Annotated in this window: 20 protein-coding genes; 9 read left to right on the top strand and 11 right to left on the bottom strand. The window is 56.7% G+C overall.

Annotated elements, in window-relative coordinates:
- Nucleotides 1-73 precede the first annotated feature (73 nt).
- The 3 genes from ACR0DK_RS09820 to ACR0DK_RS09810 all read left to right on the top strand — a co-directional run bounded on the left by ACR0DK_RS09820 (nucleotide 74) and on the right by ACR0DK_RS09810 (nucleotide 2,915).
- Entirely contained in the window at nucleotides 74-898 is an 825-nt protein-coding gene (locus ACR0DK_RS09820; RefSeq protein ID WP_170396602.1) for an arginyltransferase, read from the top strand.
- A 6-nt stretch (nucleotides 899-904) separates the two neighbouring features.
- Complete coding sequence (locus ACR0DK_RS09815; RefSeq protein WP_170396600.1) at nucleotides 905-1,312, top strand: VOC family protein; 408 nt, start codon at nucleotides 905-907, stop codon at nucleotides 1,310-1,312.
- A gap of 244 nt (nucleotides 1,313-1,556) precedes the next feature.
- Nucleotides 1,557-2,915: a dicarboxylate/amino acid:cation symporter gene (locus ACR0DK_RS09810; RefSeq protein ID WP_480735943.1), complete on the top strand. Its 1,359-nt coding sequence runs from the start codon at nucleotides 1,557-1,559 to the stop codon at nucleotides 2,913-2,915.
- 53 nt (nucleotides 2,916-2,968) lie between these two features.
- Here the strand turns inward: ACR0DK_RS09810 and ACR0DK_RS09805 are convergent, their stop codons facing one another.
- From ACR0DK_RS09805 to ACR0DK_RS09795, 3 genes are all read right to left on the bottom strand, one after another.
- Nucleotides 2,969-5,323: a TRAP transporter large permease gene (locus ACR0DK_RS09805; protein ID WP_480735942.1), complete on the bottom strand. Its 2,355-nt coding sequence runs from the start codon at nucleotides 5,321-5,323 to the stop codon at nucleotides 2,969-2,971.
- 17 nt (nucleotides 5,324-5,340) lie between these two features.
- Nucleotides 5,341-6,267, bottom strand: a complete 927-nt coding sequence (locus tag ACR0DK_RS09800) for a TRAP transporter small permease subunit (RefSeq protein WP_170396594.1) — start codon at nucleotides 6,265-6,267, stop codon at nucleotides 5,341-5,343.
- Nucleotides 6,268-6,384: 117 nt separating this feature from the next.
- Entirely contained in the window at nucleotides 6,385-7,467 is a 1,083-nt protein-coding gene (locus ACR0DK_RS09795) for a TRAP transporter substrate-binding protein (RefSeq protein WP_170396967.1), read from the bottom strand.
- A 246-nt stretch (nucleotides 7,468-7,713) separates the two neighbouring features.
- On the opposite strand from ACR0DK_RS09795, the gene ACR0DK_RS09790 reads away from it, so the two are divergent.
- Nucleotides 7,714-9,147 carry a cache domain-containing protein gene (locus ACR0DK_RS09790; protein ID WP_480735940.1) on the top strand — a complete coding sequence of 478 codons (1,434 nt, stop codon included), beginning with the start codon at nucleotides 7,714-7,716 and terminating at the stop codon, nucleotides 9,145-9,147.
- On the top strand, nucleotides 9,147-9,794 hold the full coding sequence (locus ACR0DK_RS09785) for a response regulator transcription factor (RefSeq protein WP_170396590.1): 648 nt from the start codon (nucleotides 9,147-9,149) through the stop codon (nucleotides 9,792-9,794). Before ACR0DK_RS09790 ends, ACR0DK_RS09785 begins: the two co-directional genes overlap by 1 nt.
- 74 nt (nucleotides 9,795-9,868) lie before the next feature.
- Here ACR0DK_RS09785 and ACR0DK_RS09780 read toward each other — a convergent pair whose 3' ends face one another.
- Both ACR0DK_RS09780 and ACR0DK_RS09775 read right to left on the bottom strand, forming a co-directional pair.
- Nucleotides 9,869-10,255 carry a bleomycin resistance protein gene (locus ACR0DK_RS09780; RefSeq protein ID WP_480570147.1) on the bottom strand — a complete coding sequence of 129 codons (387 nt, stop codon included), beginning with the start codon at nucleotides 10,253-10,255 and terminating at the stop codon, nucleotides 9,869-9,871.
- Nucleotides 10,256-10,298: 43 nt separating this feature from the next.
- A complete protein-coding gene (locus ACR0DK_RS09775; RefSeq protein ID WP_170422173.1) occupies nucleotides 10,299-11,144 on the bottom strand; it encodes a HalD/BesD family halogenase in 846 nt (281 codons plus the stop codon).
- Between the two features lie 425 nt (nucleotides 11,145-11,569).
- Here ACR0DK_RS09775 and ACR0DK_RS09770 point away from each other — a divergent pair, with 425 nt between their 5' ends.
- The 4 genes from ACR0DK_RS09770 (at nucleotide 11,570) to ACR0DK_RS09755 (ending at nucleotide 16,259) form a co-directional block, all read left to right on the top strand.
- A complete protein-coding gene (locus tag ACR0DK_RS09770; protein ID WP_480561373.1) occupies nucleotides 11,570-13,321 on the top strand; it encodes an acetolactate synthase 3 large subunit in 1,752 nt (583 codons plus the stop codon).
- A gap of 73 nt (nucleotides 13,322-13,394) precedes the next feature.
- Nucleotides 13,395-14,666, top strand: coding sequence for a glycosyltransferase family 87 protein (locus ACR0DK_RS09765; protein WP_170626685.1), 1,272 nt, complete (start codon nucleotides 13,395-13,397; stop codon nucleotides 14,664-14,666).
- Nucleotides 14,663-15,223, top strand: coding sequence for an acetolactate synthase small subunit (gene ilvN / locus ACR0DK_RS09760; protein WP_170396580.1), 561 nt, complete (start codon nucleotides 14,663-14,665; stop codon nucleotides 15,221-15,223). The genes ACR0DK_RS09765 and ilvN overlap by 4 nt, the downstream gene beginning before the upstream one ends.
- Nucleotides 15,224-15,563: 340 nt before the next feature.
- On the top strand, nucleotides 15,564-16,259 hold the full coding sequence (locus ACR0DK_RS09755) for a helix-turn-helix domain-containing protein (RefSeq protein WP_170396965.1): 696 nt from the start codon (nucleotides 15,564-15,566) through the stop codon (nucleotides 16,257-16,259).
- On the opposite strand, the gene ACR0DK_RS09750 is transcribed toward ACR0DK_RS09755, so the two are convergent.
- The 6 genes from ACR0DK_RS09750 to ACR0DK_RS09725 form a co-directional block, all read right to left on the bottom strand.
- Nucleotides 16,256-17,053: a DUF2189 domain-containing protein gene (locus ACR0DK_RS09750; RefSeq protein ID WP_170422180.1), complete on the bottom strand. Its 798-nt coding sequence runs from the start codon at nucleotides 17,051-17,053 to the stop codon at nucleotides 16,256-16,258. The two genes, ACR0DK_RS09755 and ACR0DK_RS09750, sit on opposite strands and share 4 nt — an antisense overlap.
- 28 nt (nucleotides 17,054-17,081) lie before the next feature.
- The gene (locus ACR0DK_RS09745) at nucleotides 17,082-18,479 is read right to left on the bottom strand and encodes an amidase (RefSeq protein ID WP_480735935.1); all 1,398 of its coding nucleotides are present in this window, start codon (nucleotides 18,477-18,479) and stop codon (nucleotides 17,082-17,084) included.
- A gap of 118 nt (nucleotides 18,480-18,597) precedes the next feature.
- The gene (locus tag ACR0DK_RS09740) at nucleotides 18,598-19,305 is read right to left on the bottom strand and encodes a M50 family metallopeptidase (RefSeq protein WP_480735933.1); all 708 of its coding nucleotides are present in this window, start codon (nucleotides 19,303-19,305) and stop codon (nucleotides 18,598-18,600) included.
- Nucleotides 19,306-20,433 carry a peptide chain release factor 2 gene (gene prfB / locus ACR0DK_RS09735; RefSeq protein ID WP_170635206.1) on the bottom strand — a complete coding sequence of 376 codons (1,128 nt, stop codon included), beginning with the start codon at nucleotides 20,431-20,433 and terminating at the stop codon, nucleotides 19,306-19,308.
- Between the two features lie 89 nt (nucleotides 20,434-20,522).
- On the bottom strand, nucleotides 20,523-23,009 hold the full coding sequence (locus ACR0DK_RS09730) for a PBP1A family penicillin-binding protein (RefSeq protein WP_170396564.1): 2,487 nt from the start codon (nucleotides 23,007-23,009) through the stop codon (nucleotides 20,523-20,525).
- A 95-nt stretch (nucleotides 23,010-23,104) separates the two neighbouring features.
- Complete coding sequence (locus ACR0DK_RS09725) at nucleotides 23,105-24,325, bottom strand: N-acetylmuramoyl-L-alanine amidase (RefSeq protein ID WP_480735930.1); 1,221 nt, start codon at nucleotides 24,323-24,325, stop codon at nucleotides 23,105-23,107.
- Nucleotides 24,326-24,386 lie beyond the last annotated feature (61 nt).

The following is a 24,386-nucleotide window of genomic DNA, read 5'->3' as shown; positions in this document are numbered from 1 at the left end:
AACACCTGAGTGAAACACTTGGCTGCGCCAAAAACCGTTGCTATCATCGGTTCCGAGGAAATGCGGGACCTTCATGCGACACACGCTGCCAATTGCGCCACAATTCTATGTGACGGCACCCCAGCCCTGCCCTTACCTTGAGGGCAGGATGGAGCGCAAACTGTTCACCGCCCTACAGGGGGAAGGTGCGGATCAATTGAACAATTGCCTTTCGCAACAAGGATTTCGCCGCTCGCAGAACGTACTGTATCGCCCGTCCTGCACCGACTGCGCCGCCTGTCTGTCTGCCCGTATCGATGTGTCAGCCTTTCAGCCAAGCAAAAGCCAAAAACGGGCCCACAAGCGCAATTCCTACTTGATCCGACGTGCAACATCGCCCTGGGCAACGGATGAACAGTTCGACCTGTTCCGTCGGTATCTGGACGCGCGCCATGCGGATGGCGGCATGGCCGATATGGATGTCTTCGAATTTGCCGCGATGATCGAGGAAACCCCGATCCGCAGCCGAGTCGTAGAATATGCCGATCCCGAAACCGGCGAGCTGATCGCCGTCAGTTTGACCGATGTACTGGATGACGGGCTGAGCATGGTTTACTCATTCTACGATCCAGAGTTCCAGCAAAGCTCGCTGGGCACTTACATGATTCTCGACCATATCGAGATCGCGCGCGAGGCTGGGTTGCCCTATATTTATCTGGGCTATTGGGTGCCCGGCAGCCCCAAGATGGGGTACAAGGCCAAATTCGCGGGCTTGCAGGTCTATATGCAGGGTGAATGGCAGCGAATTAAAAATCCCGAGCAGTGTGACCATACGGCCCACCACCCCCTTTCGTCGGCCCCGATTGCCGAGCAGGTGGCCAACATCCAACTGCCTGACCGCCACCCCACCAAAGGTTAATCTATCATGCGTCAGAGCCTTCATGCGGTGACGCTGGTCGTCCCGGATTATGACGCAGCGATCGCGTTCTACACCAAAGTGCTGTGCTTTACTCTGACGCAGGATATTGATCTGGGCGATGGTAAACGCTGGGTGCGGATCACGCCTCCGGGCTCGGATGGTGCTTCGTTGTTGCTGGCCAAGGCGGTGGGCGCGGAACAGATCGCATCGGTCGGCAATCAAACCGGTGGGCGCGTTGGCTTTTTCCTCGAAACAGATGATTTCTACCGCGATCACGCGGCGATGCTGGAAGCAGGCGTAGGATTTGAAGAGCGCCCGCGCCATGAACCCTATGGAATTGTCGCCGTCTGGCGGGATCCTTTCGGAAATCGTTGGGATTTGATCGAATTTTCAGCACCTGTATCGACAAAATAAATACATTTTTTTCATCACGTTAAACTACCTTCCGCCATGCTGCGCCCAATTGTTAAGCAATCTTAATCGACCTTCCCCCGCCCGTGCGATTGAAAGTTGACGCAAGGTCACCAAATTAGCCGCACTTCTAAACGTCCAGCCCAAACCTGAAACCCGCAGCTCAATCAGACGCTGACCGGGCTGGCTTTATTGTCGCTACGGCAGGCCTCCCACCCTGTCGCAGAGGTTCTGAAGGAGGGGGAAAATGACATATGCCGCACGCCGACTGGTTTCGGCCACGCTGACGACCCAGATCCTGGTCGCGCTCGCCTTGGGCTCGATCTTTGGTCTGGTCTTGAACTATCTCGATATCACTGCGCTCAACGCAACACTTGTGCAGGGTGTGCTGTCCATGTTTGGGCAAATGTTCCTTAATGCACTTCAGATGCTTGTCGTGCCGCTGGTTGTGTTCTCACTGCTGTGCGGCGTTGTCGGCATTGGCGATGTCAAATTGCTGGGCCGTGTCGGAGGGCTGACCTTCGTTACCTATCTGGCCACCACCGCCTTGGCCGTGACAACTGCCTTGATCTTTGCGGGCCTCATTGGGCCGGGTACCGGATTCACGAGCCTGCATCTGGCCGGTGATAGCGTAAGCGTCGCCAACCCGCAGACCACTTGGGAAATACTGGCGAACATCATCCCAAAGAACCCGATCAACGCGTTGGCCAATGGTGAGATGCTGCAGATCATCTTCTACGTGATGGTCGTTGGTATTGCAGTGCTAATGATGGGCAGCCGCGCCAAGGCCTTTGTGGAAGGCTGCGAGTTCATGAATGAACTGGCGATGAAGATCGTCAATATCGTCATGGCCTTCGCCCCCATCGGCGTCTTCAGCCTGATTGCCAAAACCTTTGCGATGGAGGGCTTTGGCCTATTCGGACCGGTGATCGGCTATCTGACCACGATCAGCCTGACGCTGGTATTCCATCTGTGTGTCACGTTGATGGCGCTGCTGTATTTTACGACCGGGCTGAGCCCTCGGGTATTCCTGCGCAAGATGCGCTCGGCGCAGGTGTTTGCGTTCTCGACCTCAAGCTCGAACGCGACAATTCCGGCCAGCTTACAATGCGTGACTCAGAGAGTCGGCGTTGACCGTTCCGTGGCCTCGTTCGGTATTCCCCTAGGGGCGACGATCAACATGGATGGCACCGCAATCATGCATGGAGTGGCGACCGTTTTTCTGGCTAATGCCTATGGCATTGATCTGGGGCTAAGCGGTTATCTGACCGTGATTTCAATCTCGGTTCTGGCCTCAATCGGCACGGCAGGTGTGCCCGGTGTGGGGATAGTGATGCTGGCGATGGTTCTGAACCAGTTGGGTATGCCGCTGGAAGGCATCGGCATCATTCTGGCCGTCGACCGGATCCTCGATATGATGCGGACGGTTGTGAATGTCACCGGAGATGCTGTTGTCACCACCATCGTCGGGCAAAAGGTTGGCAAGCTGGACAAGGCTACCTTCGACAATCCCAATGCCGGACTTGTCGAGACCACAGACCTAGCAATCGATCATGCGACTGAGGCGGAGTTTGAAAGGCTTACACACCCGCATCCACACTCCTGAAAAACAAACGGAGGCCCGAATGGGCCTCCGTTTTCGTTAGATTAAGCTGCAGATCAGTTCGGGATCAGGTCAGGAACGATAGTCACAATCGTGGGGAAGAACCACAGGATTGCAATGCCCACCACCTGAATGATCACGAACGGTATGATGCCACGATAGATATGGCCCGTTGTGACCTCTTTCGGCGCAACGCCCCTGAGGTAGAACAGCGCAAACCCGAACGGCGGCGTCAGGAACGAGGTCTGCAGGTTCACCGCCACCATGATGGTCACCCATTTCGGATCAAACGATCCGCCATAGATTACGGGGCCCACGATCGGGATCACAATGTAGATGATCTCAAGGAAATCCAGCACAAAGCCAAGAATGAACAGCACCAGCATCACGATCAGGAAGACCGTGAATTCATTATCAAAGCTGCGCAGGAACTGCTGGATATAGTGCTCTCCACCAAAGGAAATCACCACCAGGTTCAGCAGTTGCGATCCGATCAGGATGGTGAAGACCATCGACGTCACCTTCGCTGTCTCACGCACCACCGGTGTCAGAACCCCGCTTGAGAACAGCACCCAGCAGCCGTAGATCAAGCCGAACAGCGCATAGAGGTAGGCCGAATAGGCGATGATGAACGCGATCCAGCTTTCAACCGAAACATTGCCCTGATTGATGCGCAGATCAAAGTTCACTCCCATCACCAGTGCGATGATCACTGCGAAGGTTGACCAGATGATCACTTTGCCCGACCGGTTCTGATCCTGAAGTTTCCGATAGGCCGCTAGCATGATCGCTCCACCCGCCCCCAGTGCCGCAGCCGGCGTAGGGTTGGTGACACCGCCAAGGATCGAACCCAACACCGCGATGATCAGCACCAGCGGTGGGAAGACCACACGGATCAGATCATTGGTCGCGCAACGGGCGGCAGCTTCTTTGCACCCATGCATTGCGAGCGCAAAAGGTATGGCGAGTATCAGGAACGTAGCCCCGGACGAAGTCGTTGGCGCGATCAGCAACACGTCGACCAACAGCATCAGCAACAGGCCAATCGCTCCGACGATCAGAGGCTGCGGCGCTTGCGACGGTGCAATCCCGCGACCCAGCACCAGTGTCAGACCCAGCAGTACCACAATAACGGCGACGCCGTTGCCAATTGGCGCTGCAGCGGCGATCTTGGCCTCTTGCGCAGCAGCCAGTTCCTCTTCGCTCAGACGCTGCGCTTCGGACGAACCACCTGCTTCGTCAATCGCTTCCTGCTCGGCCACGGCCTGATCCCAGGCTGATTGCCCATGCAGTTCGATCATCGAAGCCTTACACTCTTCGGACACGTTCGTGCGCAGCGAGGCGCCCTGCCCGATATCCGTAAATGCCGAGACCGAGATGTTCTGGCTGCCAATCACTCCCGCGCTTCCCAAAAGCACCGCGCCAACAATCAGAGCAACCGGAGCGCCCAGCAGCCAGGTCAGCCCTTCCGAGCGCGTGATGGTTTCACCCGAGCCTCCCGACAATTCAACTGCCGGGGCCTTTTCCGGGTTCAACAGCGCATAGCCAAAGGCATAAAGCGCGTAGAGCAGCGCCAACATGATCCCAGGCAGCAACGCCGCCTGGAACAATGTACCCACCGAAACAACTGCAGGCTCGCCCAGATAGGTCAGCGCGTCGGTGCACCCGGCCTCAACCGCGCGCGTTTCCTGCGCGGTCGAATAGAGGTCGCCAGCCAGTGTACCCAGCAGAACGATCACGATGGAGGGTGGAATGATCTGCCCCAACGTACCCGAGGCCGCGATCACACCTGTCGCCAATTCCGGCGAATAGTTGTTCCGCAGCATGGTCGGCAGGGCCAACAGTCCCATGGTAACAACGGTCGCGCCGACGATTCCGGTCGAGGCAGCAAGGAACGCGCCCACGACCACAATCGAGACCGCAAGGCCACCGGGCAGCGGGCCAAAGACGCGCGCCATCGTGGTCAGCAGGTCGTTTGCAATTTTTGAACGCTCCAGCGTGATGCCCATCAGAACGAACATCAGCACCGCCAGCAGCGTCTCGATCGACTGCCCGGCCAGAACACGTTCGTTCATGCGGTTCACGATGAAGGAAACATTCCGGTCCAGCGCGGTTTCCCAGCCTTGTACAAAGACCGGCTCGGCGATCCTTGGCAAATCCGGGTATCGGAACACGGATATCACGTCAGGTTTGACGCCAGAATTCACCACTTCGCGGTAGGCTTGCGAACCGGTGTCGATCGCCTGGTGGATCAACAGGCCGGCACTATCCAATGCAGCGATAATCCCGAAGGAAATCACCCCGGCCCCACCGATGGCAAAGGCCACGGGGAAACCCGAAAGAATGCCTCCGAAGAGGCAGAAAAATACGATAATGAGGCCTATCTCGACGCCATCAAGTCCGAATAGCATTGTCTGGTTCTCCGTCCCTAATGCGCGCCTTCGTAGGCTTCTTCACCCTCGCCAAGGCTGTCCTTGTCGAGGTATTTTCCTTCACTTTCCGGCCCTTCCACGTATTCCAGATACGAGCGATACAGGAACGCAATCGCGTGCAGGAACACCATGGCGGCAAAGGCCACCAGCAGGATTTTGAACAGGAAGTAGGCGTTGAACCCGTTGGGACTAAACCCGATGGTTTCCACGTTCCAACGCAGCGCTCGGGACTTGGCCACAAGCCTATCCAGCGTGTCACTGGCCGAGGGTTTCGGCACGATCAGGTGCCGCCACATGAAGTACCATCCATACATCCAGGTCAGAACGGCCATGGGCATCATGAACAGAACCGCCCCGCACATATCAACGACGCGTTTGGCCTTGTGACTGATGCCCGCATAAATCAGGTCAACGCGCACATGGCCGCCCTGCACGAATGTGTAGGTGCAGCAAAGGCACACAACCATGGCGTTGTAGAGTTTAAGTTCTTCGGCGAACCAACTGATATCCATTTGAAAAGGGATACCCAGCCCAAAGGACATATCCGGCCGTGTGAACACCCGCTGCATGAATACGATAACGATCTGCTGAATTACCATCAGCAATCCCGCCCACGCAAAGAAGCGGCCAGTGGTATTGGCGAAGCCCTCGAGCCCGCGCACCATTCCCCACATGAAGTTCCGATAGTAAAGACCAATGGCCGTCAGCACCAGAAACAGCGCGAAGATCACGAAGAAGAACTCGACAGACCCGCCATAATAAACAAAGCGCATGATTGCTTCTTTGTTCGACCAGTCCAGCCAGAGCTGCGGATGCGTGATGGCGTATCCGAAATTATAGAAGGCTTCGGCAATGTTCTGAATGAACCAGACCAGTCCATTCCACAGGGCGCCGAAGAACGAGATACCGTTTTCGTCCTGCATGTTGTCCCCAGGTCGCATCGGTTGCACGTTTGGTTATGACGGCATGTCCGGGCCGCTTATGTGCAACAGGAAAGGCTCCCCCGATGACGGGGGAACCGATTGCATTGAGCGGATTGCTTAGCCGCGTACGCGGTCACGCTGCGAGGTGTAGACACCCGACGACAGGTTGTTCCATGCCGACGATGCTGCCATCGACTCCATAGCGCTGTCGTGAATGCGCTTGAACAGCTCATCACCCATGTTTTCGTCCAGAACTTCTTGGCTGGCTGCGCCAAACGCGTCCCAAACGCTGTCCGGGAATTCCATGACCTTGACACCACCGGCCTGCAGACGCTGCAGCGCTGCACCGTTGTTGGCCAGGAATTGTGCCAGGTTCCACTGGTGGCACTCGGCAGCTGCAATCTCGATGATCTTCTGCTGCGCGGCGGACAGGCTGTCATAAACCTCGCGGTTGGTGGCCAGCGACAGACCCGCACCCGGCTCATGGAAGCCCGCAGTGTAGTAGGTTTTGGTGATTTCCTGGAAGCCCGCTTTTTCGTCAGCCCAGGGACCGATCCACTCGGTTCCGTCAATAGCACCGGACGACAGCGCCTGATACACTTCCGAACCCGGAATGTTCTGAACGGATGCGCCCAGTTTGCCCAGCGCCTTGCCACCCAGACCCGGCATGCGGAATTTCAGGCCATTAAAGTCTTCGGGGCTGTTGATCTCTTTCGAGTACCAGCCACCTGCCTGCGCGCCAGTGTTACCGGCCAGGAAGGATTTCAGGCCGAAGATTTCGCCCAGTTCATCATGCAGCTCCATGCCGCCGGCATGGTAGTACCAGTTCACCAGTTCCTGTGCGGTCATGCCGAACGGAACAGCGGTGAAGAATGCATAGCCCGGGTGCTGACCCACAAAGTAGTAGTCTGCCGCGTGGTACATATCGGCCTGACCGGACGATACCGCGTCAAACACCTCAAAGGCACCAACCAGTTCACCGGCGGCTTTGATTTCAACGTTCAGGTCGCCATCCGACATTGTGGTAATGCTGTCGGCGCAACGCTGCGCGCTGTCGAACACACCTGCGAGGCCACGGCCCCACGAGGTGACCATAGTCAGCGTGCGCTTGCCTTGCGCATAGGCGGGCGCTGCCAGCGTGGTGGCTGCAGCGGCCGAGCCGCCCAGTGCTGATGTTTTCAGAAACTTACGACGATCCATATGAGTGATCCTCCCCTTCATATTCATTCCCCGGGTGATGCCGGGTCGATCGTTTCTAGTGCGCGTTAGCCTAGTTCCACACACATGAATGTGAATACCTACTACTACGTAGCCAGTCGGGTTTTTCCACATTCAAAAGCACAAATCCGGTTGATTTTACCCGCTCACGCCCAAATCACTGTGGCCGAGCACTGTGTTCTTCCAAATTTTTTGCAATTTCCCGGCAGCTTGCGTATCGATTCGAACATGGGAGGAATCCGGAACCTAATCTCGCTAACCTATGCGCAAAAACTGTCGCTGGTTGCCGCAATCCCGCTGATCGCAGCGGTTGCGGCCATTGCAATGGTGGTCGCTTATGAATCGCGCGCGACCGCCGAGAGTGAGATACACGCGCTCGAGCGCCGCCTGATCGAAGCCAAAAAAGAAGAGCTGCGTAATTACGTGACCCAGGCGCGGAACGGGTTTGCCTATATTTACGGTCGCGCCTCCCCGGATGACGAAATCGCAAAAAACCTCGTGACCCAGATTCTGTCGGCGATGATTTACGGCAAGGACGGGTTCTTCTTTGTCTATGACTATGACGGCAACAACCTCGTCAGCCCGCGCCAGACTGAATTCATCAATCGCAACTGGGCCGATCTGACCGACAGCGATGGCACCCCGATTGTGGATGAGTTCATCACGCTCGCCCGACAGGGCGCAGGCTGGCACAGCTTTATGTGGCAAAAACCATCGACCGGTGAAGAGGCTCAGATGATCGCCTATGTTGTTGGCCTGCAGGACTGGCGCTGGGTGGTGGGCACGGGTGTGTTCATCGATGACATCGTCGCCACCGTCGCCAATGCCCGTGCTGAGGTTGAGGCGCGCGTGCAGCGCACATTCCTTTATATCGGAGGCATTGTTCTGGCCGCTGTTCTGATCGTCTTTGCCTCGGGCATGTTGCTGAACTTCCGCGAACGGCGGCTGGCTGATGCCAAGCTTAAGGAACTGACACAGCGGGTATTGGACGCTCAGGAAGAAGAGCGCGGGCGCGTCGCCCGCGAATTGCATGACGGCATCAGCCAGATTCTGGTTGGCGTACGCTATGCACTGGACAACGCCCGACGACGTCTGATCCGCGGGGATGACGAGTCGGCGCAGGAACCATTGCAAACAGGTATCGACAATCTGGCCACCGCCATCACCGAGGTTCGCCGCATCAGCCGCGACCTGCGTCCTGGTGTTCTGGATGATCTTGGGCTTGGGCCAGCGCTCAAGGCTTTGACCGACGATTTCAGTGAACGCACGGGTATTGAAACCGATTTCTCAACCGTGGTGTTCCGAAACCGATTGGATCAAGACAGCAAGATCGCCCTCTACCGTATTGCGCAGGAAGCCCTGACCAATATCGAGCGCCACTCGGGAGCAACCCGTGTTACCATTGACCTGCGGGGTCATAAGAAAGGCGCCACGATGCGGATTACGGACAATGGTCGCGGGTTGCGGAACGAACCAGGCCATGTCAGCACCGGGATCGGGCTACGCAACATGCAGGAACGGATCGAACAGCTTGACGGCACTCTACGCATCCTCTCATCGCGCGGCGGGCGCAGCGGCACCGTGATTGAGGTCAGCTTGCCGCTCAGTCATATGCTGCCACCACAGGAAGACCCAACGCCAAAACGAAAGGCCGGTATCTGATGTCCGACTCAATCATCCGGGTCCTTATTGTCGACGATCACCCCATGGTCGCCGAAGGCATTCAGTCTCTGCTGGAAAGCTATGATGAGATCGAAGTTGTCGGCACACTTTCCAACGGACAAGAAGCTGTCGATCGAGCAACCCACCTGCAGCCGGACGTGATCCTGATGGATCTCAATATGCCCGGCCTGAGCGGGTTGAACGCCACCGAGATCATTTTAGAGCGCCTGCCCAAAACCCGCGTTCTGATCCTGTCGATGCATGACAGTCCCGAATACATCTCAACCGCGCTCAGCCACGGCGCCAAAGGCTATATCCTCAAGGACGTTCCCACCGAAGAGATCAAGCAAGCCATCGATGCCGTGATGCGGGGCGAGCGGTATCTTTGTACCGGGGCCAGCGGCTCGCTGGAGCCCAAGGACGGCAACACGCGCGAGGCGCTGACCGGCCGGGAACAGACAATCCTGCTGGAATTGGCGCAGGGTAAATCCAACAAAGAGGTGGCACTGGCGCTGGACATTTCGGTGCGCACAGTTGAGACGCATCGCAAGAACATCAAGCGCAAACTTGGCATCTCCTCCACCGCCGGCTTGACCCGCTATGCCCTGGAGCATGGCGTCCTGCAGGGCACCAGCCCCGGGCTATGACCGCAGCGCGAAACGCGCTGCCCGGCCCAACCGAAGGAGATGTGCCAACCGCACATTGAAGTCGGGCGGGAGCACTACCCGCTGCCGCGTTCACTGATATCTTCACCAAAGAACACCAAAGTCCCGTCTTCATCGAGGACATGAAATTCGCGCTGCTGATAGGGCTGATCGAATGGCGGGCGCACCCGCCCTTCAGGCAGTTCCTCCAACCCGGGGCGCAGGCTTTCGAACAGGCTGTCGATTCCTTTGACGTCAACATAAAACGACTGCTCATCCCCCAATGCGCGCCCATCCTGACGCGGTGGACATTCCAATAATCGGATCGCTACGGGATCACGGCGCAAAAAGGCATAATTGTCCTGCCTGAATGTGCAGGAAAACCCAAGCCGCCGAGTGTAGAACTCAATCTGCGCGTCCAAAGAAGAACAAAGGACAAATGGTGTAAGTTGTAATATCTGCATCAAAACAGCCCTCTTCCAACCTCGGGCCCGAGACTAGCACATATCAGTCAAGCAGTTGATCACCCCGCAACCCTTCACGCTCATAATGATGCGGCAGCACACGGCCATAGAGTTGACGGGTCCGCTCCACCCCACCACACATGCCTTCGGTTTCGACAAACGAAAAGATACCAACATAGCGTTTCCGTTGTCCTTCAACCGGCGCTACCCGGTGCAAGGCATAGCGCCCCTTGAATATCTGCAGGTCGCCCGGTTGCAGTTCCAGTTGGTGTACGCCCCTCCTGCTGCCATCCAAAATCGCAGCGACGCCTTTGAAATTCTCGTCTTCACTGGTCCGCAGATTGGGTGCGTATTCGAATGCACCGCCCTCCTCGCCATTCTGGATTGCCAGCGTCACGGTGTAATTATTGGTGTCAAAATGCCACGGAAAGCCGCCTCCCTTCTCGACCACATTGATGATCACATCCGCCAACGGGTCATCATATCGGAAGAAACGATCCTCCGGCTCGTTCAAAGCCATGCGGATGAAAGGCATGAAACCTTCATACTCATAAATACGCCGCAGCGGGCTTGTGACAGGGAAGTTGTCAGCCGGAACAAAGGCGTTGGATCGGTCATAAAAACGTCGGATTGGATGACCGATCCCGTAACTGGGATCATCCTGCGTAAAATAGGCATTCGTGCGATTGAACGATCGATGAGCTTTGGGAGCGACGTGATCGGCCTCAGCGATCAGTTTCCCAAGGCCATCTTCGTGCACAAAGCCGGGGAGGACCGCGCATCCATCAACTTCCAGATCCCGCCTCAGGTCAGCGATCAGCTGCCTGTACCCGTATGAATCAGGCCGATCGATCGGATAGCGCCCCAGATCCACAAGATCGTGCAGCATGTCTGACCTCCCGATTTAGCGCTGTTTTCACCAGCCTGCCTCAGCATCGGGCGCTGCTCTGGTCTGTTTCAGACATAGGCCTGACGCAATCAGACCACTGCTGATCGCGGGATCGCGCCCCAAATTTCGGCGAATTTTCGCGGATATTTCTCGACCTGCGTCATTTTGCGCAACAAAATATCAAATCTCACAAGCCCAGACTTACAATATTTTTGTATTTGCCTGTTGACGCCCCTTCCCCTCAACCATAATGTCCCTGCACGCAAAGAAGGAGCCTCTGGCGATGAAAGCGCTAGTCGTAATCGTAGGAAACACGCGCATGGGCCGGTAACGGTAAACCATAATCGAACCCATGCGCCTCCGAAAATCTCGGGGGCTTTTTTTTGGCAACACGCAAGACACATGTCGCGAACGGAGCAAAGCAGATGACACGTGAGATGACCGGCGCAAAGATGGTGGTTCAGGCCCTCAAGGATCAGGGCGTGGACACGGTATTCGGATACCCAGGTGGCGCCGTCCTACCGATCTATGACGAGATCTTTCTGCAAAATGACATCCGTCACATTCTGGTACGGCATGAGCAAGGTGCGGTACATGCTGCCGAAGGCTATGCCCGCTCGACCGGCAAGCCGGGCGTTGCTTTGGTCACATCCGGTCCTGGCGCGACCAATGCCGTGACCGGCTTGACCGATGCGTTGTTGGATTCAATTCCGATCGTTGTTCTGACCGGTCAGGTTCCGACCTTCATGATTGGCTCTGACGCCTTTCAGGAAGCAGACACTGTGGGCATCACGCGCCCCTGCACCAAGCACAACTGGTTGGTGAAGGATACGGACTCGCTGGCGGCAACTATGCACGAAGCCTTCCATGTGGCCACTTCCGGTCGCCCCGGCCCCGTGCTCGTTGACATTCCGAAAGACGTTCAGTTCGCCTCGGGTGAATACACGACGCCAAAACCGTCGACCTCTCACTATCAGCCAGTATTGAAGGGCGATCTGGAAGAAATCACGGAGCTTGTTGCAGCAATCGAGACCGCAAAGAAGCCAGTCTTCTATACCGGTGGTGGCGTTATCAATTCTGGTCCAGCTGCCAGCCAGCTGCTGCGCGAACTGGTGGATGCAACCGGCTTTCCGATCACTTCGACTCTGATGGGGCTTGGGGCCTATCCGGCCTCGGGCGAAAACTGGATCGGTATGCTTGGGATGCATGGGCTCTACGAGGCCAACATGGCGATGCATGATTGCGATCTGATGATTAACATCGGCGCGCGATTTGATGACCGTATCACCGGCCGGATCGATGCGTTCTCGCCGAACTCAATCAAAGCCCATGTAGATATCGACCCGTCGTCGATCAACAAAGTTATCCGTGTCGACATCCCAATAGTTGGCGATGTTGCCCACGTGCTTGAGGATATTCTGAAAGTCTGGAAAGCACGCGGTCGCAAAACAGACGCTGCCAATATCAAGCAGTGGCAAGACCAGATTAACGAATGGCGCAACGTCAACTGCCTTGCCTTCACAAACAGCGAGAAGACCATCAAGCCGCAATACGCGCTGCAACGGCTTGAAGAGCTGACGAAGAAATATGACCGCTATGTCACGACCGAGGTTGGACAGCACCAGATGTGGGCGGCGCAATACCTGGGATTTGAAGACCCCAACCGCTGGATGACTTCGGGCGGGCTGGGCACTATGGGCTATGGTTTCCCCGCCTCGATCGGTGTGCAAATGGCACATCCCGATGCGCTGGTCATCAACGTGGCTGGTGAGGCCTCGTGGCTGATGAACATGCAGGAAATGGGCACGGCCGCGCAATACCGCCTGCCCGTGAAACAGTTCATTCTGAATAACGAGCGGCTTGGAATGGTACGACAATGGCAAGAACTGCTGCACGGCGAACGCTATTCGCATTCGTGGTCCGAGGCCCTGCCTGATTTCGTCAAGCTCGCTGAAGCCTTTGGTGCCAAGGGTATCCTGTGTTCCGACCCGACCGATCTGGACGACGCGATCATGGAGATGATCAATTACGACGGTCCGGTCATCTTCGACTGCGTGGTCGAAAAGCACGAGAATTGCTTCCCGATGATCCCATCGGGCAAGGCCCACAATGAGATGCTGCTGGGCGAAGCCGAAACGCAAGGTGTTATTCAAGCTGGTGGAGCTGTGCTCGTTTGAGCACCGCTTTGCCACATCTAGGTCAAATGCCGGAGCTAAGGTCGCCGCACGTGACATGAAAAAGGGTTAGATCATGCGTGATCTCAGCAGTCAGTTCTCAGCCAGAGCTTCGAGCCCGGAAGAGAATTTGTCGATATTCACCGGCCGTCGCGGTTGGCAAGTGGGGCTCATGGTTCCACTCTTCGTTCTAGCGTTGATATTGTTCTGGGTCGGCACAGGCTGGTATGCCGTTGTTGATCAAGGAAAAATGGCGTTATCCGTTGATTTCAAGGTGTTCTGGGCTGCAGGTCACCTCGCGCATTTAGGCGAACCGCTTGCGGCATTTGATATCGACAGATTGTCGGAAATACACGAAGCGTCCAAGGAAGACGATTGGATGCCTTGGTCTTATCCTCCCTCATTCCTTGTCGCACTCCAACCACTCGGGGCATTGTCGTTTTCTCCGGCTTGGGCGATTTTCACAGCGATTTCAATTGTCGCGATGTTTCTTGCTGTGCGGCCATTTTCCTGCGGAATCGTACCGGTTTGGTTTGCTTTTGCACTCTCCCCCGCCATGTTGCCAAACTTGTATATGGGGCAGACCACAACCCTTTGGGCAGCAGGCCTTCTGGCCGCACTAGCGGCGCTAAAGAACGACCGCTTCGTACTAGCAGGGTTCTTTATTGGATTGCTGACGCTTAAACCCCAACTCGGCCTGCTCATACCGCTTGCGCTTTTGGCAAGCGGTGCGTGGAAGACGATCATATCAGCAACGGTCACGACGGTGGTCTTGTCCGTTCTGGCCACTCTGGTCGTTGGCGTCGAATATTGGACCGAAATGCGCAACATGATGGGCGTTCACTTTGAAGAGATACGAAGCTCAATCCACCTGAATACGGTCATGCTTAGCCCTTATTCCTTGCTGGCCAGCATCGGTGTGCCAGAAACGCTCGCGCTTGCGATGCAATGGACTTTGACAGTGTTGTCTGGAATTGCAGTCTTCGTTGCATGGCGCAGCCCAAGGGTAGGTTTTGACTTGCGGGTAGCGGTGCTCTTTCTGGGTATTTCCATGTCTACACCGTACTTCTGGTTCTATGAATCTGGGCTGCTTGCAATCGTTGCATTGTTCCTGCTTCGAGCTGGCGTCCTGACAACTTCTCCATGGCGTCTGGTACTGGCCGCCGCAATGTGGATCGGTATCGGACCAGCAACACATATGGTGCTTTTCAAGATGACCGAGATATTGTCTTTGCGCCTCGTGTTTGCCCCGATCCTAATACTGGCTTGCGTAGTTTGCCTCCAAGCGCTGATCTCTGCGCTACGAAAGCCCGAAGAAACTTATGTCCAAGATGAGGTCTATCAATGACTCCGCTAAACATCGTCAAAGGCTCCACCCGCCATTCTGCATATAACCTACGCCCAACATTCTCGGACGTGCAGGAACAACACACGATCGCGGTGCTGGTTGAAAACGAACCGGGGGTTCTGGCCCGCGTAATTGGTCTGTTCTCGGGTCGTGGCTATAATATTGAAAGTCTAACGGTTGCCGAGGTTGACCATACCGGGCATCTCAGCCGAATTACCATCGTCACCACCGGCACCCCACAAGTGATTGAGCAGATCAAGGCGCAGCTTGGACGCATCGTGTCGGTCCGTGACGTGCATGATCTGACCGTCGAAGGTGCTTCGGTCGAGCGCGAGTTGGCGATCATAAAGGTTGTGGGTGAAGGCGACAAACGGGTCGAAGCCCTGCGACTGGCCGACATTTTCCGGGCCAATGTCGTCGATAGTACGCTGAATTCGTTCATCTTCGAGATCACCGGTGCACCGGACAAGATCGATGCCTTTGCCGATCTGATGCGCCCTCTTGGCTTGATTGAAATCGCCCGTACCGGAGTTGCAGCCCTGTTGCGCGGTGACTAAGCCCCATTTCCGCCCTGGGACTGAATTCATTCTCGGGGCGGCGGCCTGCTTGGCCATTGTGCCCTGCTAACCTCAAAAAGGCTTAATGCGTTCATCAAATATGAGCAACAGCATGAAAAAGATCATGCAAATAGGCTGAAAGCCTATTGATTTTGCTTATCATCAGACTAGCCTGTGACGCGTAGCGAGGCGCTTTGCAGCGCCCGTTGGGGTCAACTTTACGATTTCTGAATACTGCGCGGCCGTTGTGCCGCCGCAAACCTGTTTTTGCTGAAGATACAAACGGAAATCTGGGACAGAAGTGACCGACATCAATCGCAGCCCCGCAGAATTGCGCAGCATGTTCGGAGCCAACCTCAGGCAGCTCGCAAACAGTTATCGGTCGGTTTCAGAGCTTTGCCGCCAATTGGGCATCAATCGAACGCAGTTTAATCGCTATCTGTCAGGTGAAAGTTTTCCCAGGCCGGATGTGCTGGACCGGATGTGTCGATTCTTCGATATCGACGCGCGTATCCTGCTGAAACCTTTGGATGAAATAGAACCGGTCGCCGCTCATCCCGCATCAGAAATCATCGATCGATTTCTCGTCACCGGGTCAGAAAAAACTATGGCGACCGGATTTTATCACGCCGCTGAGGCCTCACCAAACCGACGCGAACCAACACTTCACCGGCTACTGTTTATGCGCCGCATTCGGCATTGCACCTTGCTGCGCAGCTATGAACCCTTGTCGCACATGCCGAAATGCTCCGCGCCGATGCGTGAGGTTCAGGGCATCGTTTCTCACATCGGCGGACAAGTCTGCGCATTGATGTCCCGGCCCGGCGCACAGGATTGCAGAATGATGGTTCTGAACCTTCCGCCTGAATGGGCACCTCAGGAATGGTCGGGTTATGTGTATCGGTTGGCCGGTGGCAGTGGATCCGATGTAAGACGGCTTACGCTGCATCACCTTGGGCATAATTTGTCCGCAGCACTGCAATCGGCCCGAAAGGCGCACAATTCATCAGGGCCTGACTTAAACGGACAGATTTAAGAGGGTGTCGGCTGAGCAGCCCCGGACGGATCGTTGTCCAAGATCAAGCGATAAAGATGCCAGCTGGCATGCCCCAGCAAAGGCAGGACGATAAACAGGCCCAGGAACCAAGGGATCATCGCCAAAAAAGTGATGATCGCGATGAAGGCCCCCCACGCCAGCATCACACCAATGTTCGCTTTGACATAGGCAAAGCTGGTGATCATCGCGGTCACAAAATCCAGCTCACGATCCAGCAGCATAGGAATCGACAGCACGGTGATCATGTACAGAATGATTGCAAATACGGCCCCGACCAGTGTGCCCAGTACCAACATGCTCAGCCCATTGGGTGTCAGGAACACCTCAAATGATGTTGAAATATTGGTCATCGTCGACAGCCCCATGAACAGCGCAAAGATCATGTGGCCCAGAAAGAACCAGAACAGAAAGATCACCACGATAATGGCGCAGATCGACGGCAGTTGCCTTCGGCTTTGCTGTATGACCACACCGAATATCGCACCGGGATTCAACGGCTCACCCTGTTCCAGCCGGTGCGAGACCTCATATAATCCCACGGCAGCAAACGGCCCGATCAGGGGAAAGCCGATCGCGGCCAAAACCAGCCAGAACGACGTTCCCGTCTGCAGCGTGACCCACGCCATCAGCCACCCGGCCAGCACGTAGAAGCCTGCGAACAGAAGTCCGAAAAGCGGCGCGCGGCGATAATCCTGCCAAGCTCGGCGTAACGCTTCTTTCAGCATCGCGGTATCAACGGGTTTCAGCGTCGGCACACCAAAGGGTTTGTCCATTCTTGTTTTCTCCTCCCGGGCGGTTGTTCTACATGGCGGGTCGTTTCTGAGGCCAAAGCGTTGCAGAATGATATGCCGCCCCAATCGACAAGATCCGCGCATCTGCACCACGCGGACCGAACAGCTGCATTCCCATCGGCAGCCCTTGTGCTCCAAAACCGACAGGCGCACCCAGACAGGGCAACCCCAAAAGGCTGACGGGTGTCACGACCTGCATCCAGCGATGGTAGGTATCCATCCCCTGCCCCTTGATTTCGGTTGGGTACGGCGTTTCAAGTTCGAACGGCCAGACCTGCGCTGCGGGCAACACCAAGGCGTCATAGTCTTCGAAAAGCTCCACCGCCCGCTTGTGCCAGTCAGACCGGTTCACACTGGCCCAGTGCACATCCATCGCGCTGAGCGCCAGGCCGCGCTCCAACTCCCATTGCGCGGTATCTTTGAGTGATGATTTCTTCTTGGCCAAAGGCTCCAACCCTGCGGCCACTGACCAGGAGCGCAGAGTAATCCAACTGTCCCAGATCAGGTCCGCGTCAAACGGGGGTGCAAGCGCCTCAACTCGCGCACCGCGTTCTTCGAAAACGTGCAACGCATCGCGGCATAGCGCGAGGATACCCTCTTCGCATGGAAACGCCCCGCCCCAGTCGCCCAACCAGCCTATGCGCATCCCTGTCAGATCAGCCGCTTGAACGGGCGACACGCGCTCGACCTCTGTGCTTAATGGCATCCTTGGATCGGGGCCGGATATGACGTCAAGCAATAGCCCGATGTCTTCAGGGCTGCGCGCCATAGGCCCCAGAGTTGAAAGCTGATGCAGATAACCGTCCCCCACTGGCTCAGACGGAACGCGCCCCCAACTTGGCCTGAACCCGTATACGTTGTTCCATGCGGCCGGGTTGCGCAGGCTGCCCATCATGTCCGAGCCGTCTGCCAGCGCCAGCATTCCAGTCGCCAACGCCACTGCTGCACCGCCCGACGAACCTCCACAGGTTTTCGTGGGATCATAAGGGTTGCGTGTTGCACCATAGACAGGATTGAAGGTGTGCGAACCCAGTCCGAATTCCGGCGTGTTGGTCTTACCGATCAGAATTGCCCCAGCAGCCCTTAGCCGGGCGGCCAGCAGATCGTCAGTTTGCGGCACATGATCCTTGAACAATGGCGAACCCTGCGTCGAAGTGATCCCTGCCACATTTGCCAGATCTTTCACCGCTATCGGCAACCCGTGCAGCGCGCCGCGAGGTGACGCGGCATCCGCCGCCCGCGCCTCGGCCATCAAAGCGTCTTCATCCCGCAGCGCGACAATCGCGTTTACCTCACCGTTCACCTGGGCGATCCGATCCAGCGTCGCGCGCATCAGTTCTGCAGCTGAAAGCTGTCGGCGGGACAAGGCGTCAAGAAGGTCCGTCGCGGATGCTCTGGTCAAATCCATTCGGGTTGGTCCTTTGGCTGCTCGTCATCAGCCTAGCGACGTGCTCGGACCATTTAAAGCCACTGTTTAAATGTATCTTTTTAGAATTTCGCGAAGAAGAGCGGCGCAAGAGCGCGCATCATCTGATCCTGAGGTCGATCCGCACATTGCTATTGCGGCCCAGCACATTCTTCAGACCAAAGACGATCATCACCAGACTAAGCACCAGCCACAACCCGCCCCACATCATGGTGGTTCCGCCGAATTCTTCAGCCAGCATATATGCATCTGATCGCAATCCCACGCGTCGGATCGTGTCATCGAAAATGTCAAACGGAACGTAGATCATGCTGGTCAGCCCGATGACCCGTAGAATCAGATCACACAGTTTGCGGTTCAGGAACCACGCGGTGGCCAGCATCACCGCTCCACAGCCCGCGCTGAACGCCATGGCAAACGGTTCCCGGATATACAGGAGCGCAACAATCAGCATGACTCCCCCGAAGAGACCAAGCGCAGCCCGATCGGCATTGGTGCGCAGGGCGATCATCAGCAGGCCCATCCCAAGCATCAAGGACCCAAGATATCCCGCTGACAGACTGACAAACCGATTGCCTCCTCGGCCAATAACCAGGCCACCTTGTTGTGGAGAGACCGAGAAACTTTCAACCGAACCACCGGTCAGTATAATGGCACCTGCATGCGAAAGCTCATGCAGGAACACAACCAGGATTTTCAACGGAAGCACCAGCATCGTGTTCCAGAACACAAACACCAACGCGACAATTGCGATCAATTGCCAGTGGCCCTTGATCAGGTTCACAGCCGAGGTCAGGGACTGCCGCAATTAGCCGTCGCCCTGTGCCTCGGACCGGCTTTTGCCCGAGACATTCAGGGCCAGTGTCGCCGCCATGAAACCATCCAGATCACCATCCAGCACACCCTTGGTGTCCGATGTCTCGTGATTGGTCCGCAAGTCTTTGACCATCTGATAGGGCTGCAGCACGTAAGACCGGATCTGGTTGCCCCAGCCCGCATCACCCTTGGCTTCGTGGGCGGCGTTGATCTCGGCGTTTCTGCGATCCAGTTCTTGCTGGTACAGCCGGGACTTGAGCGCCTTCATGGCAATATCTCGGTTCTGGTGCTGCGATTTCTCGGAACTGGTCACCACGATTCCGGTTGGAATATGCGTAATCCGAACCGCCGAGTCGGTGGTGTTCACGTGCTGACCACCGGCACCGGACGAACGATAGGTATCTACGCGGATATCGGCCGGGTTCACCTCAATCTCGATGTTGTCATCCACCACAGGATAAACCCAGACCGAACTGAACGAGGTATGACGCTTGGCCGCCGAGTCGAACGGAGAGATACGCACCAAACGGTGCACGCCACTTTCCGATTTCAGCCAGCCATAGGCGTTGTGGCCAGTGATCTTGTAGGCGGCGGACTTGATCCCCGCCTCTTCCCCCGCTGTCTCGGATTGCAGTTCGACCGTATAGCCTTTTTTCTCGGCCCAGCGGACATACATCCGCGCCAGCATCGAGGCCCAGTCGCAGCTTTCCGTACCGCCCGCGCCCGAGTTGATCTCAAGGAAGGTATCATTGCCGTCCGCCTCGCCATCAAGCAGCGCCTCAAGCTCTTTCTTTGCGGCCTTGGTCTGCAGCTTTTTGATCGCTTCTTCGGCGTCGGTTACGACCTCTTCGTCCTCTTCCATCTCGCCCAGTTCGATCAGCTCGATATTGTCGTTGAGATCGGTCTTGATGGATTCGTAGGTCTCGATGGCATCGACCAGCAACTGCCGTTCGCGCATCAATTTCTGCGCGTTCTCGGGATTGTCCCACAGGTTCGGATCTTCAACACGCGCGTTGAATTCCTCCAACCGGTGCGGCGCTGTTTCATAGTCCATGCGCTGCGCCAGCAGCTCCAGCGACTTTTCGATTTCCGCCACAATATTCTGGGTTTCGGCGCGCATGGTCAGGTCCCAACTTGCTCAATCAGGTGTGCGTGATAGCAAGAGGTGCGAGGCACCACAAGACGACTGAGCCGGGAAACTTGGGCGGATCAGTAAAGCCCGCCGCCCTGCAGATCGCCCTGGCTGGCATTGGGGCCAACGGTGATCGTATCCCCGGTTGAGGTGGTCACCTGACGGCCCGAACTTGCCTCTTCAAACAACGGCAGGTCAGATCCCATCGCGAAGCCACCGTCATAGACGCGATCGATAAAACCATCCACGCCATCACGGAAATACTCGGCGACCACATATTCTCCACTGGCATCTTCTGGCAGGCGCGCGCCGCTGAAACGGTCAATCTTGATGAAATGGCCACCTGGAGGCACCTCGAACGGGCCACCGCCGTATTTCTCGACTGCTTTTTCCATAAAGCTTTGGAACACAGGACCGCACAAGGTGCCGCCGTAGGCTCCTCGGCCCATCGGGCGCGGGCGGTCATAACCGATGTAGCAACCGGCCACGATATTTGAGGTGAAACCGATGAACCACGCATCCTTGGATTCGTTCGTGGTGCCGGTCTTCCCCGCTGTGGGCACGGGCAGGTTCACAACACGCGATGCAGTGCCGCGATCAACCACGCCCTTCATCATCGACGTCAACTGGTAGGCGGTGATGGCATCCATGACCTGGCTGCGATCGGTGAGGATCGTGGGCGATTCATCAGGCTCAAGCCAGCTAGAGTTACAATCGACGCACTGGCGATCGTCATGGCGATAGATGGTCTTGCCGAACCGGTCCTGAATACGGTCAACCAGTGTGGGTTCGACCCGTTCACCACCATTGGCGAACATCGCATAAGCAGCAACCATCTTATACAGCGTCGTCTCTTCTGACCCCAGCGAGTTCGCAAGGAACGCCCCCATCCGATCATAGACGCCAAACCGCTCGGCATAGCCCGCAACAACGGGCATGGTGACTTCTTGCGCCAGACGGATGGTCATCAGGTTCCGCGACTGTTCGATCCCGGTACGCAACGGGGTCGGACCATAAAACTTGTTCGTCGAGTTTTTGGGACGCCACAGGCCCTGCGGTGTATTCACCTCGATCGGCGCATCCACAACGATCGTCGCGGGGCTGTATCCGCTATCCAGAGCAGCGGCATAAACGAATGGCTTGAAGCTGGACCCAGGCTGGCGCTGCGCCTGAGTGGCTCGGTTGAACACCGTGTCCTGATACGAGAACCCACCCTGCATCGCCAGAACACGGCCCGAATTCACGTCCATCGCGACAAAGCCGCCCTGCACTTCTGGCACCTGACGGGCAGACCACTGCCCCTCTTCGCCAGCCATTACCAGAATGACATCGCCGCGTTTGAAATTGTCCTGGAAGTTGCCCTGCATCCATTTGATGTCTTCGCGCGGGACGGTGCCATCTGCTGGGCCATCTTCGATCCCGACGGTCAGGGATTGGTCGGCCACGTTCAGAACAACGGCAGGATACCACTGCGTCGGCAGCACCACGTCGCGGGGGATTTCCATGATCGCCAGCGCCTCGCGCCACTGTGCTTCATCCGCCAGCTTCTCCTCAGCGATGACCTCGCCTGTGCCGCGCCACCGCCCACGAGAGCGGTCGTATTTCTGCAGCGCCGTGCGCAGGGCTTTCGCCGCTTCGACCTGCATTTCCTCATCCACCGAGGCGCGTACGGTGAAACCGCCAGTGAAGAACTCACCCTCGCCAAAATCCTCGCTCAACTGACGGCGGATTTCATCGGTGAAGTAATCACGGGGTGGCAATGCAGTGCGGAAGCTTTCAAAATCGCCATTCTGGACCGAGCGCAACGGCATCTCGACTTCGGTCTCATAGGTGGCCTGATCGATGTACCCGTTCTGCTGCATCTCGCGCAGTACATAGTTTCGGCGGTTCAGCAAACGCTCCTTCTGGCGGACCGGATGATAGTCGGACGGCGCCTTGGGCATGGCCGCCAGCATCGCGGCCTCATGCGGGGCCAGTTCCTGCAGAGTTTTGTTGAAATAGGTCTGCGCAGCAGCGGTCACACCATAAGAGTTCTGGCCCAGGAAGATCTCGTTCATATAAAGCTCGAGGATCTGTTCCTTGTCCAAGGTATCCTCAAGCCGGGTGGCGAGGATAATTTCCTTGATCTTGCGCTCGGCCCGGCGGTCACCGGACAACAGGAAGTTCTTCATCACCTGCTGCGTGATGGTTGACGCACCACGAACGGTTTCGCCTTTAGTGCGCACTGCCTCGACCCCGGCAGCAATGATACCGCGTGGGTCATAGCCCTGATGGGTATAGAAATTCTTGTCTTCCGCCGAGATAAACGCCTGTTTTACCAGATCGGGAATTTCCTCGGACGGCGTGAACAGGCGGCGCTCCTGTGCAAATTCGTCGATCAGCTGGCCCTCACCCGAGTAAATCCGGCTGATCGTCGGTGGTTTGTATTGCGCCAATGACTCGTGGCTGGGCAGGTCTCGGCCATACATCCAGAACACCGCGCCAACGACCAGCGCGGCCATAAAAATACCTAAGGTCACGAGACTGAAAATTGCCCCGAAGAACGAAAGAATGAACCGGATCACGTTACTGCCTTTTACTCGCGATGACGCCTATATAGTGTCGCCCCCGCGCAGGGTCAAAACACGAAAGGCTACAATGGCTGTTTTGCGCCGCTGCGTCATTGTCCGATCAGAGATCGCTTCACCAGATCGTCCCGACGCCAGTTCTCAAGCCCCTGCACAAGCCCATGCGCCATGGATGCGCGCCAGCTTGGATCAGAGATGTTCTTGAAATCGCGCGGGCTGGACAAAAAACCCAACTCAACCAGAACCGATGGGATATCGGCTGCCTTCAACACCGAAAACGACGAAGAACGTAGCGGACGACGATTCATCGGGCCTCCCTGCTGCGTCATTCCATCCACCAGCGAGCGCGCCAGTGCGCTACTGCGTGGCACAGTCTCTTGCCGAGCCAGATCCAGCAACACATCAGCGACCTGATCGTCTGCACCGCTGAGATCAATACCTGCGATCAAATCACTCCGGTCATGCCGTTCGGCCAGCTTTTGACTGGCAACGTCTGAAGCTTCCTCTGAAAGAGTGTACACGACCGACCCATGCGCCAGCCCTTCGGAAAGCGAATCCGCATGCAGTGAGATAAACACGTCGGCCCCGGCCTGATGTGCCAGCGAGATACGGCGTTCGAGCGAGACGAATTGATCGTCAACACGCGTCATCACCACTTCGAAACCGCCGGTACGCAGCAGCGCCTCTCGCAGCTCTCGCGCGAAGGTCAGCATCAGTGTTTTCTCATTTGTATCAGCGAATTCTGCCCCGGGATCAATGCCGCCATGCCCGGGATCCAGCATGACCCGTACCGCCCGCACACCGTCGCGCCGTGGCAGTGCCGGTGTCACTGCGGGTTCCGGCAAATCCCAGCCGGGCTGACGCGGGGCACCTGCGCTGGCTGCAAAACTGTCAAAATCAGTGCCTTTTAGGTGCAGCGATAGTTGAGCAGTGCCCGTCGCCTGATCAACCCGCAGATCAGCTGTTTCCACCGCCAGCGGAGCGCCCAGCTCCAACACCAGTCGCGACCAACCGGGCACGTATGCCCCGAATTGAACACCGCTGATCCGGCTGGTTTGCAGGAAGGTCTCGCGGTTCAGGCCAGACCAGTCGACCTCTTGGAAATCCAGAACCACGCGGTATGGATCGCGCAGCGTGAACACGCGGTATGGCACGCCTTGAGTCAGCCCAAGTTCGACCCTTACGCCGGTATTGCCATCATCGACGATGCTGCTCTGGTCCGGAAGGACGCGTGCGAGCGCGCTGAAGTCCTGCGCGACAGCGACACCGTTCAACGCCCAGATCAGGGCGATTGCGTAGAAAATCCTGCTCATGGCCTCAAGTTATCCCGAGATCGTTTGAGGCAGAGCCTATCGCATGACGCCGCCTTTGTGA

Source organism: Ruegeria sp. CE6, from assembly GCF_056537485.1.
This window is presented reverse-complemented; position numbering and strand designations above follow the sequence as displayed.

Bases quoted from the DNA above. Each gene is read 5' to 3' on its own strand.
- prfB (WP_170635206.1), bottom strand. From the start codon at position 20,433: ATGCGCGCCGAAACCCAGAATATTGTGGCGGAAATCGAAAAGTCGCTG.
- ACR0DK_RS09725 (WP_480735930.1), bottom strand. From the start codon at position 24,325: ATGAGCAGGATTTTCTACGCAATCGCCCTGATCTGGGCGTTGAACGGT.
- ACR0DK_RS09750 (WP_170422180.1), bottom strand. From the start codon at position 17,053: ATGGACAAACCCTTTGGTGTGCCGACGCTGAAACCCGTTGATACCGCG.
- ilvN (WP_170396580.1), top strand. From the start codon at position 14,663: ATGACTCCGCTAAACATCGTCAAAGGCTCCACCCGCCATTCTGCATAT.
- ACR0DK_RS09820 (WP_170396602.1), top strand. From the start codon at position 74: ATGCGACACACGCTGCCAATTGCGCCACAATTCTATGTGACGGCACCC.
- ACR0DK_RS09770 (WP_480561373.1), top strand. From the start codon at position 11,570: ATGACACGTGAGATGACCGGCGCAAAGATGGTGGTTCAGGCCCTCAAG.
- ACR0DK_RS09810 (WP_480735943.1), top strand. From the start codon at position 1,557: ATGACATATGCCGCACGCCGACTGGTTTCGGCCACGCTGACGACCCAG.
- ACR0DK_RS09745 (WP_480735935.1), bottom strand. From the start codon at position 18,479: ATGGATTTGACCAGAGCATCCGCGACGGACCTTCTTGACGCCTTGTCC.
- ACR0DK_RS09775 (WP_170422173.1), bottom strand. From the start codon at position 11,144: ATGCTGCACGATCTTGTGGATCTGGGGCGCTATCCGATCGATCGGCCT.
- ACR0DK_RS09765 (WP_170626685.1), top strand. From the start codon at position 13,395: ATGCGTGATCTCAGCAGTCAGTTCTCAGCCAGAGCTTCGAGCCCGGAA.
- ACR0DK_RS09780 (WP_480570147.1), bottom strand. From the start codon at position 10,255: ATGCAGATATTACAACTTACACCATTTGTCCTTTGTTCTTCTTTGGAC.
- ACR0DK_RS09755 (WP_170396965.1), top strand. From the start codon at position 15,564: ATGTTCGGAGCCAACCTCAGGCAGCTCGCAAACAGTTATCGGTCGGTT.
- ACR0DK_RS09815 (WP_170396600.1), top strand. From the start codon at position 905: ATGCGTCAGAGCCTTCATGCGGTGACGCTGGTCGTCCCGGATTATGAC.
- ACR0DK_RS09790 (WP_480735940.1), top strand. From the start codon at position 7,714: ATGGGAGGAATCCGGAACCTAATCTCGCTAACCTATGCGCAAAAACTG.
- ACR0DK_RS09795 (WP_170396967.1), bottom strand. From the start codon at position 7,467: ATGGATCGTCGTAAGTTTCTGAAAACATCAGCACTGGGCGGCTCGGCC.
- ACR0DK_RS09800 (WP_170396594.1), bottom strand. From the start codon at position 6,267: ATGCAGGACGAAAACGGTATCTCGTTCTTCGGCGCCCTGTGGAATGGA.
- ACR0DK_RS09785 (WP_170396590.1), top strand. From the start codon at position 9,147: ATGTCCGACTCAATCATCCGGGTCCTTATTGTCGACGATCACCCCATG.
- ACR0DK_RS09805 (WP_480735942.1), bottom strand. From the start codon at position 5,323: ATGCTATTCGGACTTGATGGCGTCGAGATAGGCCTCATTATCGTATTT.